At 35.5% G+C, this 14,701-nt stretch carries 11 protein-coding genes and 1 CRISPR repeat array; of the genes, 6 read left to right on the forward strand and 5 right to left on the reverse strand.

All coding sequences use genetic code 11. From position 1 onward, the window contains the following. Positions 1–294: 294 nt before the first annotated feature. Both priC and yfbV read right to left on the reverse strand, forming a co-directional pair. Entirely contained in the window at positions 295–795 is a 501-nt protein-coding gene (gene priC, locus GQ593_RS06505; RefSeq protein WP_160431312.1) for a primosomal replication protein PriC, read from the reverse strand. A 5-nt stretch (positions 796–800) separates the two neighbouring features. Beyond that, positions 801–1,262: a terminus macrodomain insulation protein YfbV gene (gene yfbV / locus GQ593_RS06510; protein WP_160431313.1), complete on the reverse strand. Its 462-nt coding sequence runs from the start codon at positions 1,260–1,262 to the stop codon at positions 801–803. Positions 1,263–1,457: 195 nt separating this feature from the next. On the opposite strand from yfbV, the gene GQ593_RS06515 reads away from it, so the two are divergent. Beyond that, the gene (locus GQ593_RS06515) at positions 1,458–2,663 is read left to right on the forward strand and encodes an acetate kinase (protein ID WP_160431314.1); all 1,206 of its coding nucleotides are present in this window, start codon (positions 1,458–1,460) and stop codon (positions 2,661–2,663) included. 66 nt (positions 2,664–2,729) lie between these two features. Continuing rightward, positions 2,730–4,880, forward strand: coding sequence for a phosphate acetyltransferase (gene pta / locus GQ593_RS06520; RefSeq protein ID WP_160431315.1), 2,151 nt, complete (start codon positions 2,730–2,732; stop codon positions 4,878–4,880). Between the two features lie 222 nt (positions 4,881–5,102). Here pta and GQ593_RS06525 read toward each other — a convergent pair whose 3' ends face one another. Together GQ593_RS06525 and GQ593_RS06530 are read right to left on the reverse strand one after the other, a co-directional pair. Further along, the gene (locus GQ593_RS06525; RefSeq protein ID WP_085246561.1) at positions 5,103–5,570 is read right to left on the reverse strand and encodes a MarR family winged helix-turn-helix transcriptional regulator; all 468 of its coding nucleotides are present in this window, start codon (positions 5,568–5,570) and stop codon (positions 5,103–5,105) included. Between the two features lie 3 nt (positions 5,571–5,573). Next, entirely contained in the window at positions 5,574–6,005 is a 432-nt protein-coding gene (locus tag GQ593_RS06530) for a hypothetical protein (protein ID WP_160431316.1), read from the reverse strand. Between the two features lie 256 nt (positions 6,006–6,261). Between GQ593_RS06530 and guaA the strand changes: the two genes are divergently transcribed. Then, complete coding sequence (gene guaA / locus GQ593_RS06535) at positions 6,262–7,845, forward strand: glutamine-hydrolyzing GMP synthase (protein ID WP_160431317.1); 1,584 nt, start codon at positions 6,262–6,264, stop codon at positions 7,843–7,845. A 365-nt stretch (positions 7,846–8,210) separates the two neighbouring features. Continuing rightward, positions 8,211–8,728: direct repeats of the CRISPR family, unit length 29 nt; unit sequence CGGTTTATCCCTATGTGCATAGGGAACAG. A 605-nt stretch (positions 8,729–9,333) separates the two neighbouring features. Here guaA and GQ593_RS06540 read toward each other — a convergent pair. After that, on the reverse strand, positions 9,334–9,522 hold the full coding sequence (locus GQ593_RS06540) for a hypothetical protein (protein WP_160431318.1): 189 nt from the start codon (positions 9,520–9,522) through the stop codon (positions 9,334–9,336). Between the two features lie 632 nt (positions 9,523–10,154). Here GQ593_RS06540 and GQ593_RS06545 point away from each other — a divergent pair. The 3 genes from GQ593_RS06545 to uvrA all read left to right on the forward strand — a co-directional run bounded on the left by GQ593_RS06545 (position 10,155) and on the right by uvrA (position 14,667). After that, positions 10,155–10,625, forward strand: a complete 471-nt coding sequence (locus tag GQ593_RS06545; protein WP_160431319.1) for a YhcH/YjgK/YiaL family protein — start codon at positions 10,155–10,157, stop codon at positions 10,623–10,625. A gap of 24 nt (positions 10,626–10,649) precedes the next feature. Next, positions 10,650–11,594 carry a sugar kinase gene (locus GQ593_RS06550; RefSeq protein WP_160431320.1) on the forward strand — a complete coding sequence of 315 codons (945 nt, stop codon included), beginning with the start codon at positions 10,650–10,652 and terminating at the stop codon, positions 11,592–11,594. 244 nt (positions 11,595–11,838) lie between these two features. Further along, complete coding sequence (uvrA, locus tag GQ593_RS06555; RefSeq protein WP_160431348.1) at positions 11,839–14,667, forward strand: excinuclease ABC subunit UvrA; 2,829 nt, start codon at positions 11,839–11,841, stop codon at positions 14,665–14,667. Positions 14,668–14,701 lie beyond the last annotated feature (34 nt).

The raw sequence follows: 14,701 nt of genomic DNA on the forward strand, positions 1-14,701 counted from the left end.
TATACTCTATCAACAAACATTTATGGATTGTATCGCACAACAAATATCCGAAAATCACAACCTATTAGACATTAGAAAAACATTGGTCTATTTCAAAAATAAAGGTATATCAAAAGATTGCATGTATGCGTGCTTGCAAAACTTAAGATATACTAATAATGAAGATATTATTTTGGAGTTAATGGATTTTGTAACAGGTTTTTGTCAATCTAATTTGGCTATATACTAATATAATCTTATAGGTAGTGCTGAGCCTTATTTTATCATCGGGTTAAATATAAACTTATCTTAAATTCATCCATCATTTTCAATTTCTAATTCAATCTTCTTAATTGCTTGTTCACAACGGTAAATTCGGTTATCAAGCGCGGCTATTTTGCTTTGGTTGATGACGTCTTGCGATAGTTCTAGCTCGTATTTCATCTCTTGCAATCGGCGCAAATAATCTAAATGGCGCATGTGTTTTTGGGCTAGGGTTTCTTCAATAATGGCTTTGGGTTCTTTTTGACGCAAATTATGAGTGGCAAGTTCGCGCGTCAGGGCTGCCATTTGGTTGATTAATGTTTCTGATAAAAAAGTAATTTGCTCAATTTTTTCTGATTCGATATTTGTGACTAATGCTTGATACGTTTGTTTGACCTTTTCAAGGTAAAACGTTTTATCTGTGACAATTTTATTGGTATGAAAAAGTTGTTCGTCAAAATAAGGCTCTTTAAATTTCTGTTCGTTTGCCAAATGAACTTGTTGTTCTAATTGATCAATTTGTTTTTGTAGTGTAGTGAGTAAATTTGCCATTGCAGTTAGTCTTTGTTATAAGGTGGAGTATCATCATCTTGACCAAAATAATCGCCTAAGTGCAATTTAGCTAGATTGATAAGTTTCATAAATGCTTCAAATGTCAATTTGTTATCTTGTATACTATTTTCAGTGATGATTTTTTTAGCTATTAATTTTATTTGTAATTGGTTATAACAGTCAATTAAGTTAAGGGGTAGGGGTGATAGGGCACGTTTTCCTAACCAAAAAATCCCCTGTATAGGCAGGCTTAAGGTAAATAGTATGGTTATTGCCGTGACCGCAATTGATACTGGCATATAATATTGCCAAACCAACAAACCAACAACGATAGGGGGTAAGTATTGAGTTGCGGTTTTTATGTGGTTAATGATTTTTAATTCAGGAAATGAATGCGCAAGTTGTTTATCTGTCGGGCAAAGCTTCATATATCTTTGCCCAGCTTTAAATGTGTTTATTAGATTCATATTTTTGTGACTCCTCGACATTCACTTCTTATTATCTTAAAATAGTACTATTCAAATTGGGGACTCTTTTTATTCTATCTCAAAAAGTAAGATATCAGAAGTCACCTTAGCGTAGTCACATTGATTTTTAAATCATGTGCAGAGTTACCAATTTTGATTGGTATATATCTTTTTATTCAATCTATAGGAATTACTATGTCATCAAGTAATAACGCTCTTGTTCTTAATTGCGGAAGTTCATCATTAAAATTTGCTATTATAAACCCTGAAAACGGTGATGAGTTTCTTTCTGGATTAGCCGAATGTTTTAACCTGCCTGATGCACGTATTAAGTGGAAACTTGATGGCGTTAAAGGTGAAGCATCTTTAGGTGCAGGTGCTGCACATAGTGAAGCAATTAAATTTATTGTTAATAGTATCTTCCCACAAAAACCAGAATTATTAGATAGTATTAAGTCTATTGGTCATCGTATTGTTCACGGTGGTGAAAAATACACTCAATCAGTGGTTATCGATGATTCAGTATTAAAAGGTATTGAAGATGCAGCAGCTTTTGCTCCATTACATAATCCTGCACATTTAATCGGTATTCGTGAAGCGTTTGCTGCGTTTCCACACTTAAAAAATAAAAACGTGGCGGTATTTGATACAGCTTTCCATACTACAATGCCAAAAGAAGCTTATTTATACGCGATTCCGAATGAATTATACACCAAACACGGTATCCGTCGTTATGGTGCACATGGTACAAGTCACTATTATGTAAGCCAACAAGCAGCCAAATTATTAAATAAACCCGTTGAAGAAACAAATGTAATTACTTGTCACTTAGGCAATGGTGCATCAATCACTGCTGTTAAAAACGGTAAATGTGTTGAAACTTCAATGGGCCTAACACCACTTGAAGGTTTAGTGATGGGGACACGAAGTGGTGATATCGATCCAGCGATTATGTTCTTCTTACATGACAATTTAAAAATGTCTGTTGCGGATATTAATAATCTGTTAAATAAAAAATCAGGTTTATTAGGTTTAACGGGTGTAAGTAGTGACTGTCGTTATGTTACTGATAATTACGAGCAAGACGAAAACGCTAAAAATGCTTTAGATGTGTTTGTTCATCGTTTAGTAAAATATATCGGTGGTTATGCAATGCTTTTAGACGGTCGTTTAGATGCTATTATCTTTACTGGTGGTATTGGTGAAAATGCTGAAGAAGTGCGTCGTATGGCATTACAAAAATTAACTATTCTTGGTTTCGAACTTGACCAAGAGCGTAACTTAGCTGCACGTTTTGGTAAAGGTGGCACAATCACTAAAGATGGTTCAGCTATTGCGATGGTCATTCCAACCAATGAAGAACTAGTCATCGCTCAAGATGCTGCGCGCCTAACTGCGTAATAAATATTTAAAACCGCCTAAATGGCGGTTTGTTTTTATACAATAAAGAATTAAGAGGTAACAATTATGTCTCGTACTATTATGCTCATTCCAACTGGTACCAATGTTGGATTAACGGGGGTGAGCCTTGGTGTTATTCGAGCTATGGAGCGTCAAGGTATTAACTTAAACGTGTTCAAGCCAGTAGCACAACCTAGAGCGGGTGGTGATGCGCCAGACAATACGACAACTTTAGTTAGTCATAACACTTCAATTCCAACACTAAAACCACTTAAAATGAGCCATGTTGAAAACCTATTAGGTTTAAATCAACAAGATGTGTTAATGGAAGAGATCGTAGCCCTTTATGCTGAAAACACGAAAGGTGCTGATGTTGTTTTGGTTGAAGGCATTGTACCAACATCAGATTATCCTTTTGCCAATGAGCTTAATAATAATATCGCTAAAACCCTTGGTGCCGAAATTATTTTTGTGGTCAACATGGGTAAAGATACGCCTGAACAACTTAGAGATCGTATTGAGATTGCTCGTTCTAATTTTGGTGGCATTAAAAACGAAAAAATCGTTGGTGTGATTGTTAATAAAGTCAATGCGCCAGTTGAAGAACAAAGCCTTGCTCGTCCTGATGTTGCTGAAATTTATCACACCCCTAAATTTGATGATAAAAAAATCACTATCGATGATTTAAATGCACATAGCCCATTGCCAGTACTTGGATGTATTCCTTGGAATATGGATTTAAGTGCTTGTCGTTCTATTGATATAGCGAAACATTTTGATGCAAAAATTATTAATGAAGGTGATATCAAAAACCGCCGCATTAAACATATCTCTTTCTGCTCACGTAGTGTGCCTAACATTATTAGTCATCTACAACCAAATGCACTGTTAGTGACTTCTGCTGATCGCGCTGATGTATTAGTGACGATTAGTTTAGCAGCTATGAATGGTGTGGCTATTGGTGGTGTGCTTTTAACCGGTGGTTACGAAATCGACGAAAAAATCGCAAAATTATGCCAACCTGCTTTTGATACGGGGTTACCTGTATTTACAGTTAAAACTAACACTTTCCAAACGTCCATTAACTTACAACAATTCAATTTAGAAATTCCTGTTGATGATAAAGAACGTATGGAAAATACCCAAAATTATGTGGCTGACCATATCGATGCTAAATGGGTTAAATCATTAAATGAAGTGGTGAATTCTGCACGTCGCTTGTCGCCACCTGCATTCCGTTATCAATTAACTGAACTTGCACGTAATGCGAAAAAAGTAGTGGTATTACCAGAAGGTGATGAACCAAGAACAGTTAAAGCAGCTGCAATTTGTGCTGAGCGTAATATCGCTAAATGCGTATTGATTGGTAATCCTGACGAAGTGCGTAAAGTTGCCGCTTCACAAGGCGTGAATTTAGGTCAAGGTGTTGAAATTGTTGATCCTGAATTAATTCGTGAAAAATATGTGCCTCGTTTAGTTGAATTACGTAAAAATAAAGGTATGACAGAAGTGATTGCTCGTGAGCAATTAGCTGATAACGTAGTACTTGGTACAATGATGCTTGAAGCAAATGAAGTTGATGGTTTAGTATCAGGTGCTGTGCATACAACGGCTAATACTATCCGTCCACCATTACAATTAATTAAAACTGCACCGGGTAGTTCACTTGTTTCATCAGTATTTTTTATGTTAATGCCTGATCAAGTGTATATTTATGGTGACTGTGCAATTAATCCAGATCCAAATGCGCAAGAATTGGCTGAAATTGCGATTCAATCAGCCGATACAGCAATCGCCTTTGGTATTGAACCACGCGTTGCGATGATCTCTTATTCAACAGGTAGTTCAGGTCAAGGTGCTGATGTTGAAAAAGTGAAAGAAGCAACTCGCATTGCTCAAGAAAAACGTCCAGATCTTATGATCGACGGTCCATTGCAATATGATGCTGCGGTAATGCCTGATGTAGCAAAATCGAAAGCACCAAATTCACAAGTAGCAGGTAAAGCAACAGTATTTATCTTCCCTGATCTTAATACAGGTAATACTACTTATAAAGCTGTACAACGTTCAGCTGATCTTGTTTCGATTGGTCCAATGCTACAAGGTATGCGTAAACCTGTGAATGATTTGTCTCGTGGTGCATTAGTTGATGATATTGTCTACACTATTGCATTAACCGCAATTCAATCAGCACAAGAACAAAACGCTGCAAAATAAATTTAGCAAAACGTTTTAACTATAGATAAAGGTGATGCAATATCACCTTTTTTTAATTAAATTTAGTCAAGTAATGAGTTTAAATGCTTGAGTTATCGCGATTGAGTTTTAGCGTATTTTGTGCTAGAAATTGGTGATGAGTTCTTCAAAAACTTATTTTAAGTCAAGTCCAAGCATTCAAAGTTGATAAAAACAATAAATAATAAAAATTTATAAATGATTTTATCCCTCCATGTTGGTTTTTAATAGGGTTAATAACATTTTCATAAATTGTTCTTTATCACCTTGTAATGTTGAAAAAAAATCTTTATCTATTTGTTCAACCAAAGGTACAGTTTCATTTGCTTTATTCAATCCTTTTTGGGTTAATTGAATGGATTTTGCTCGACTATCTTTAATTGAGCAAGAGCGCTTTATATAATCCTTTTTTTCTAAATTCTCTAATATTTGGGAAATTGTCATCACATCGATATTTGTTTTATTTGATAAAATAACTTGTGTTATTTCGTCTGGTTGCTGTGATAGATAAGCAAGCGTTGCAAGCACTATAAATTGAGGATGAGTGATAGACTGTTTTTTCAAGCAATTTTTGATATTCGTATGCCAGGACGAATAAGTTTTCATAAAAACAAAACCAATAGATTCAGAATCAGTTTGGAATTGAGTTAAAAACTTATTGTCCTTTGTCATAATTTACCCTTCAACTAAGCCATTTAATTTGTAAGTTTTATCAATAATATCATCTGAAATCTGTTTTATAAAATCATAGGATGCTTTAGTGTCCATTTTTGAATCCGGTTTTAGAGAAATTTCTGATTTTAAAGCATATTGATTATGCGATATTTCAATAATTTGATGTGAGAAAAACAGTAAACCTATTTCAGGCATATCAAATTGTTCTGTAAATTCTTGCTCATCAATAATCTTTGATAAAGTCACTTCCATTTCCGGTATATTTTGTAATTTGAAAATACCTTTAGACCCTGTTTTTAAGTCACCAAATATACGAAAGTCTTCAAGATCAGTTTCCCATAATTTTCTTAAATTAAGATCAGTATAGTATTGCCAAATTTGAGTTGGTTTAGCTTTGGTTGGTAATATGAAAGAAATTGAAATGGTATTCATAGCGTCTCCTTTTAATAAGTTAACTTATTATAAGTATGCTTACTAATTAAGTAAAGACAATTCAATTTTTGATTTGTTGACTTATTACAAGGTGAATTTGATGACCCTGTTATTGAATTTTGTAATAAGATGATTTCAACATTATTAATAATATAAAATATTTATAATTGTTTTTAATTAATGCTCTCAATTTATTTGGTAAATGGTACAATATCAGCCTAATTTTGTATTAGTTCATAGTTTAGGAATAAAATTGATGAAAAAAGACATCCACCAACAGCGCATATTAATCCTCGATTTTGGTTCACAAGTTACTCAATTAATTGCTCGTAGAATTCGTGAAATTGGTGTGTACTGTGAACTTTGGCCGTGGGATGTATCAGAAGAAAAAATTAAACAATTTAATCCTAAAGGTATTATTTTATCAGGTGGTCCTGAAAGTACCACAGAAGCTAATAGCCCTCGTGCTCCCGAGTATGTCTTTAATGCCGGCGTACCTGTTTTGGGTGTTTGTTATGGTATGCAAACTATGGCAATTCAAGTTGGTAAGGGCGGTCAAGTTACTGGCTCTAACCAACGTGAATTTGGTTATGCTAAAGTGGATCTTGTGGGATCGTCAAAATTAACTGATGGCATATTGGATAGTACAAGTGAACAAGGCATTAATCAACTTGATGTCTGGATGAGCCACGGTGACAAAGTAACAGCCTTGCCTGACTGTTTTACCCTGATTGGTCGCACTGAAACTTGCCCATTTGCTATTATGGCTAATGACGAAAAACAATTTTATGGTGTTCAATTCCACCCAGAAGTGACTCACACTGTTAAAGGTTTCGAGTTGTTGCAACGTTTTGTGATTGATATCTGTCACTGCGAAAAACTTTGGACACCATCTTCAATCATTACTGATGCTATTGCGCGCATTAAAGAACAGGTTGGTAATGACAAAGTATTACTTGGTTTATCAGGTGGAGTGGATTCTTCAGTTACAGCGTTGCTATTGCATCAAGCCATTGGCGATCAGTTAACTTGCGTATTTGTCGATCATGGGTTGTTACGCTTGAACGAAGCACAACAAGTTATGGATATGTTTGGTAATAAATTTGGCTTAAATATTATTGCAGTAAATGCCGAAGAGCGCTTTTTAGCTGCACTAAAAGGTGAGGCAGATCCTGAAGCAAAACGTAAAATTATCGGACGTGAATTTGTTGCTGTTTTTGATGAAGAAGCAGCAAAATTAAAAGATGTAAAATGGCTGGCTCAAGGCACTATTTATCCCGATGTTATTGAATCGGCAGCTGCTGATACCGGCAAAGCTCATGTAATTAAATCACATCATAATGTTGGTGGCTTACCCGAAGATATGAAAATGGGCTTAGTCGAACCTTTGCGAGAACTATTTAAAGACGAAGTGCGCAAAGTGGGCTTAGAACTTGGCTTACCTTACGATATGCTTTATCGTCACCCATTCCCAGGACCAGGCTTAGGCGTACGAGTACTTGGTGAAGTTAAAAAAGAATATTGCGACTTATTACGCAAAGCCGATGCCATCTTTATTGAAGAGCTATATAAGGCAGACCTATACCACAAAGTCAGCCAAGCCTTTACCGTATTTTTACCTGTACGCTCGGTTGGTGTAATGGGTGACGGTCGCAAATACGACTGGGTCGTTTCACTGCGAGCGGTTGAGACTGTCGATTTTATGACCGCTCACTGGGCTCATTTACCTTATGACTTCTTAGGGCGCGTATCTAATCGAATCATCAACGAAGTCAATGGTATTTCTCGTGTCGTATATGATATAAGCGGAAAACCGCCGGCGACTATAGAGTGGGAATAGCTAACCGTTTCTAAAACTAGTTTAAAAATTTAAACAAACAGCCTAAAAACAGGCTGTTTTTTTATTTTATAAATACCAAAAATGAGAAGCTAGTTGGTTGGAGTAATTTCTATAAAATAGAGCCACTAAAAAACAGCGTATTTACCACGATAAAAAGCATTTAGATATAAATAAATCAGAAAGTATGCAAATTGCATCATTTTGTCAAAAATTTCATGAAATCCCCATGTTTCAGTAAAGACTACACACTTAATCTAATGAAAAAACATGTAACCTATATGTTTTTGAGCATATTCAGTAATGACAGGCAAAAAACTATTTTGATAGCGAGCAGTGGGGTGTTTTTTAAAAAGCCCAAAATCCGGCGGTTTATCCCTATGTGCATAGGGAACAGAGTTCGACTAGAAGAAGTTATGGCAGCCCAAGCGGTTTATCCCTATGTGCATAGGGAACAGGAATGTTTACCGTCCATTTCAGCTATTTTTTTCGGTTTATCCCTATGTGCATAGGGAACAGTAGAATGGGCTGAACAAATTAGAATAAGGATACGGTTTATCCCTATGTGCATAGGGAACAGGTGTTTTGCTAGAAGATTCTATATTATAAACCAGGTTTATCCCTATGTGCATAGGGAACAGTTTCCGTCCAACTCTTTCGCATGTACAGGATACGGTTTATCCCTATGTGCATAGGGAACAGTACTTGACTCAACAGTCAATCCTTCATGTTCAACGGTTTATCCCTATGTGCATAGGGAACAGAATAGGAGCAAATATGTTTGAATTTATAGCATCGGTTTATCCCTATGTGCATAGGGAACAGTAAATCTGTATGATCTCTGATGCTTTCAACTACGGTTTATCCCTATGTGCATAGGGAACAGACCAATTATAACATTTTGTTTTATAATTAAAATATTTTAGTTTAAATTTCTACCAACTTTTTCAATTATTATTAAAATATCAATGGTTTTATAATGCATTGTTTTTATTGAATTAATATTAAAAATAAGATAGAGAATATTGCGCTTTTTTTATTCTACCAATTAATCATTAAATTTCTTATAGTTATAACATAGTCATCAATAAAACAGGGTATTTCTTTATTAAAAAAGACGAAATTCTTGTTAAAAATATTCAGGAGTCTATACCGTTTAAGAATAAAATTATTTTTTATTTAACAACTTAAAATGTTTAATCGATAAAGCGTAAAGTTGCCTAAATTGACATTAGATAGGTGGATAAACGGTGGTCTGCGTGTAGATTTACTTTCACTTAGAGCACGGTTACATAAGCAATTAAAATATATTTGTTTGAACTGACCAGACATAGCAAGTTTATTGATGATGGCCTCCGAAAACGGGTCATGCCCCGGTGTTCCATCAACTTGTCCTTTTCGATATATTTTTGTCCCATTTATTTCTCAGACAGGGAAAATTTGCGGGTAATCCAAGCCAGTGGTTTAGTAGGGATGTAGCTATAGGCGTTTTCATCGCCGGCGTGTTCTATTGGGTCTTGGCTGATATAGAGCGGGCGTTATAACGGTAGCGATTATAGTGTAGTCTTGATTATTAGTATCATGGATGAGACGAATAAAAAACTCTGTGGTTTTACCATCTACGGTTTTGCTGGTACGCCGATTAAAAGCATCATCAGTGTAGCTAATAATTAGCCCCATCGGCTTAATCACTTTGATTAACTGTGTCGGCAGTCGTATTTATAGTGGGTGACTAGACTGTGGTTTTTTCCGCATTTTCGGCAATGAGGTTATCAAGGCGGTCATAGTCATTCTGTAAAAATAATTTTGTAATAGGCGGTTTTTTTGCATACACTAACAATAACTCATTAAAAAAATAAATGTTTTTTATTTAAACGGTATAGAATCCTGAATTATTTTTACAAAACTAGGCACCTAAGTTAAAAAGCAAAAAGGTAAAAAATTGTGTCGGGCAAAAATACGTTAGAATAACGAACCAAGGCAAAGTTATTTGCAACAAATTGATATATAATAAAAAATTAAAATGGTCGGCCGATAGATATAATACTGGAAAAGGAGTGAATGGTACTAATATCCTTGATTTTTTCTAAATTTATTATAAAAAATCTTCAGTCTGTTTACTTTTTTTGTAATGATCTCCAAGTTATATCATTCCGATAAAAACATAAAACTTATTAACAAATGATCTACAAAAACAGATTACTTAAGTATATACTCTTTATCAATTAAATTAGATTATCATGGTGTATGTTAGTTGTGAGTAATTTAATTGTCGGTATTTATTTTCATCAATATTTTAAGGATCTTTTAGTATGATTTTAGGTAATATTAATCATTTAAGGTTAGTTCCTTATTTACCTTCCAAAATAAAACAATCTATTGAATATATTAAAGACAACGTTAATATTAATACACCTATAGGGCGTTATGATATTGATGGCGATAAGATGTTCTTTATGGTGTCTGATAGTCAAACGCGTCATATTTATGATGCTAAGCCGGAATATCATGAAAAATATATCGATGTTCAGATTGTCTTGGCAGGGCAAGAGGGAATGGCTGTGAGCACGTTACCACCCTATACCAAAGTGTTAGACAATAAATTGGCAGAAAACGATATTGCTTTTGTTGAAACACCAAAAGAAGAAACCATGTTAATATTACAACAAAATGATTTTATTGTGTTTTTACCCAATGAGGTACATAAGCCGCTTTGTGCTGTTGGTAATAAAATTGAAACAGTTCGCAAAGTTGTGGTGAAAATAGCACTGGATTATTTATAATTAGATTAAGGATATAGGTATAATATGACGACAAATATCGCTGTGATCGGCGAATGTATGATTGAATTGTCGATCAAACAAGACTCGACTACGCGTAGCTTTGGTGGTGATACGCTCAATACATCTGTTTATTTATCTCGTTTATTAAAAGGCAATAATTTTTCGATTCATTATGTGACAGGGCTCGGTACTGATCCTTTTAGTCAAGAGATGTTAGATAATTGGCAAAAAGAAAATATTCAAACTGATTTAGTGCAAAGAATGTCAGATAAGATGCCTGGTCTTTATTCTATTGTGACCGATGAGCAGGGTGAGCGTTCTTTTTATTATTGGCGTAATGATGCTGCAGCTAAATTTTGGTTGCAAACAGCCGAAACAGATAAGATAACCCAGCAAATTGCTCAATATGATTATGTGTATTTGAGTGGTATTAGTATCGCTATTTTAGATGCTGAAAGCATCCTTAAATTATTAGAACTTTTAAAATGCGTTAAGGCCAATGGCGGTAAAGTTATTTTTGATAATAACTTCCGCCCACGTTTATGGCGTAGTCTTGATTTGGCTCGTAGTGTTTATGCCGATATTCTTAGCGTTACCGATATTGCATTTTTGACGTTAGATGACGAAGATTTGTTATGGGGCAAATTGCCTTATGAGCAAGTTATTGAACGTACAAAAAAATTTGGTGTAACTGAAATTGTTATTAAACGTGGTAGCGATAGTTGCATTATTGATGCAGCTGAAGGTCGTTTTGACGTTCCAGCTAATAAAATCCCAAAAGATAAAGTGATTGATACTACCGCTGCGGGAGATTCGTTTAGTGCAGGCTACCTTGGTGCACGTTTAAGTGGAAGAAATCCTTTGCAGTCAGCATCACAAGGTCATTTAGTTGCAGGTACGGTTATACAATATCGCGGTGCAATTATCCCTGTAGAAGCCACACCAAAATTAATAGAATTAAGTCAATAGATTACATTTATTCAGCGAAAAACGGTTAGTAATGACCGTTTTTTGTTCTAGTTTTAGAAACCAATATTTTCAGTTTATATTCTTGTCAAAAAGTTTCAGAAAAGACTATGTTTTAATATAAAATTGGTCAAGTAATAGATTCATTTATATAGTTGTATATTTCATCAAATGTTACTGGTATAATATACAGTTAATTTTCTATTCATTTAGTTTAAAAAACACACATAAGAAGAGATCTATGTCAATCAAAGATATCGATATTCGTGGCGCTCGCACGCACAATCTAAAAAACATTAATGTAACCATTCCAAGAGATAAGTTAGTTGTTATCACCGGTCTTTCGGGATCGGGTAAATCTTCGTTAGCATTTGATACTCTCTATGCTGAAGGGCAACGACGTTATGTTGAATCGTTGTCGGCGTATGCTCGTCAGTTTTTATCATTGATGGAAAAACCTGATGTCGATCATATTGAAGGTTTGTCACCAGCTATTTCGATTGAGCAAAAATCGACTTCTCATAATCCGCGCTCAACAGTTGGAACCATCACTGAAATTTATGATTACTTACGTTTACTTTTTGCCCGAATTGGTGAGCCTCGCTGTCCAAATCATCATTTACCATTAGCAGCACAAACGGTGTCACAAATGGTCGATAGTATTATGGCATTACCAACTGAAAATCGTTATATGCTGCTAGCACCTGTGGTCACCGAACGTAAAGGTGAATTTGTTAAGTTGTTCGAGCAATTAGCCGCTAGCGGTTATATTCGGGTAAGAGTAGATGGTGATGTGTATGATCTTTCTGATCCCCCCATTCTTGAACTACAAAAAAAGCATACCATTGAGGTTGTTGTTGACCGTTTCCGTATTCGTGATGATTTAAAGCTTCGTTTGGCCGAGTCGATTGAAACCGTGCTTTCGATCACAAATGGTATTGTTAAAGTGGCAAATTTGGATGATCCTCAAGCTGAAGAATATCTGTTTTCGGCTAATTTTGCCTGCCCAATTTGTGGTTATAGTATTTCAGAGTTAGAGCCTCGATTATTTTCGTTCAATAACCCAGCTGGCGCTTGCCCTGAGTGTGATGGTTTGGGCGTGCAACAATATTTTGATCAAAAACGTATTGTGCAAATGCCAGAAGTTTCATTAGCTGCAGGTGCGATTAAAGGTTGGGATCGTCGCAACTTTTACTATTTTCAGATGTTAAAATCATTAGCGGATCACTATAAATTTGATATTGATAAACCCTATGAAAAATTACCTGAAAAAGTGAAAGATATTTTATTAAATGGTTCAGGTGATACCGAAATCCAATTTATTTATTCAAATGATCGCGGTGATGTAGTTAAGCGTAAACATCCATTTGAAGGCATTATTAATAATTTAGCTCGTCGGTATAAAGAAACCGAATCACAAACTATCCGTGAAGAGTTAGCCAAATATATTAGCCATCGACCTTGCCCTTGTTGTGGTGGCTCAAGGCTGTGTACAGCAGCAAGAAATGTATTTATTAATGATACTAATCTACCAGCCATTAGTGATTTAAGCACTCAAAAAGCGAAAGATTTTTTCGATCAGTTGTCATTGACAGGGCAACGAGCTCAAATTGCCGAGAAAATCTTAAAAGAGATTAACGATCGTTTACAATTTTTGATTAATGTTGGGCTTAACTATTTAACACTTTCGCGCTCAGCTGAAACTTTATCAGGAGGAGAAGCACAGCGTATTCGATTAGCTAGCCAAATTGGTGCAGGGCTGGTTGGCGTGATGTATGTGCTAGATGAACCTTCTATTGGATTACATCAGCGTGATAACACTCGTCTAATTGACACTTTAACGCATTTACGCGATTTAGGTAATACTGTTATTGTGGTTGAACATGACGAAGAAGCAATTATGGCTGCTGATTATGTGATTGACATTGGTCCGGGGGCAGGGGTTCATGGCGGTGAAGTTGTTGCGCAAGGTACGCCTAAGCAGATAATGGCATGTAAAAAATCTTTAACAGGCCAATATTTATCTGGTAAAGAAAAGATTGAAATTCCAACTGTGCGCACCAAAGTTGATAAGAAAAAAATGTTATCACTTATTGGCGCTACCGGAAATAACCTTAAAGATGTGACATTAAATATTCCGGTTGGATTATTTACTTGTATTACCGGCGTGTCGGGTTCGGGTAAATCAACCTTAATTAATGACACCTTATATCCACTAGCCCAAAATGAACTCAATGGTGCCGAAAAAACAGAAATAGCGCCATATAAAGCCATTAAAGGGCTTGACCATTTTGATAAGGTTATTGCGATAGACCAAAGCCCTATCGGACGAACACCACGTTCTAATCCTGCAACTTATACTGGATTTTTTACTTCTATCCGTGAACTTTATGCAGGTGTACCCGAATCCCGTGCACGAGGCTATAATCCAGGACGATTTAGTTTTAATGTGAAGGGGGGACGATGTGAAGCTTGCCAAGGTGATGGTTTAATTAAAGTTGAAATGCACTTTTTACCTGATATTTATGTTCCTTGCGATCAATGTCATGGCGCTCGTTATAATCGTGAAACCTTAGAGATCAAATATAAAGGTAAGTCTATTAACGAGATTTTGAATATGACAGTTGAAGAAGGGCGTGAATTTTTTGATGCAGTACCGATGATTGCTCGTAAATTACAAACCCTAATTGATGTAGGTCTTTCTTATATTACCATTGGGCAATCAGCAACAACATTATCGGGTGGTGAGGCACAACGTGTAAAACTTGCAAAAGAATTATCGAAGCGAGATACTGGACGCACTTTATATATATTAGATGAACCAACAACAGGTTTGCATTTTGCTGATGTTAAACAATTACTCACGCAATTACATTCATTGCGCGATAAAGGCAATACAATTGTTGTTATAGAGCATAATTTGGATGTAGTTAAAACAGCTGATTGGATTATTGATTTAGGACCAGAAGGCGGTAATGGTGGGGGTGAAATTATTGCCGAAGGCACACCTGAAGAGGTTGCTAAATCTAAGCATTCCTACACCGGAAAATATTTAAAACCATTGTTGGAAAAATAGTAATCCAAGTAGGATTGTATTATTACTACTTAGC

This window comes from Gilliamella sp. Pas-s25 (assembly GCF_009795885.1).
Lineage (GTDB): Bacteria > Pseudomonadota > Gammaproteobacteria > Enterobacterales > Orbaceae > Gilliamella.

Excerpts from the sequence above, each read along its gene's own strand:
- priC (WP_160431312.1), bottom strand. The coding sequence starts at position 795 with ATGGCAAATTTACTCACTACACTACAAAAACAAATTGATCAATTAGAA.
- yfbV (WP_160431313.1), bottom strand. The coding sequence starts at position 1,262 with ATGAATCTAATAAACACATTTAAAGCTGGGCAAAGATATATGAAGCTT.
- GQ593_RS06515 (WP_160431314.1), top strand. The coding sequence starts at position 1,458 with ATGTCATCAAGTAATAACGCTCTTGTTCTTAATTGCGGAAGTTCATCA.
- pta (WP_160431315.1), top strand. The coding sequence starts at position 2,730 with ATGTCTCGTACTATTATGCTCATTCCAACTGGTACCAATGTTGGATTA.
- GQ593_RS06525 (WP_085246561.1), bottom strand. The coding sequence starts at position 5,570 with ATGACAAAGGACAATAAGTTTTTAACTCAATTCCAAACTGATTCTGAA.
- GQ593_RS06530 (WP_160431316.1), bottom strand. The coding sequence starts at position 6,005 with ATGAATACCATTTCAATTTCTTTCATATTACCAACCAAAGCTAAACCA.
- guaA (WP_160431317.1), top strand. The coding sequence starts at position 6,262 with ATGAAAAAAGACATCCACCAACAGCGCATATTAATCCTCGATTTTGGT.
- GQ593_RS06540 (WP_160431318.1), bottom strand. The coding sequence starts at position 9,522 with ATGGGGCTAATTATTAGCTACACTGATGATGCTTTTAATCGGCGTACC.
- GQ593_RS06545 (WP_160431319.1), top strand. The coding sequence starts at position 10,155 with ATGATTTTAGGTAATATTAATCATTTAAGGTTAGTTCCTTATTTACCT.
- GQ593_RS06550 (WP_160431320.1), top strand. The coding sequence starts at position 10,650 with ATGACGACAAATATCGCTGTGATCGGCGAATGTATGATTGAATTGTCG.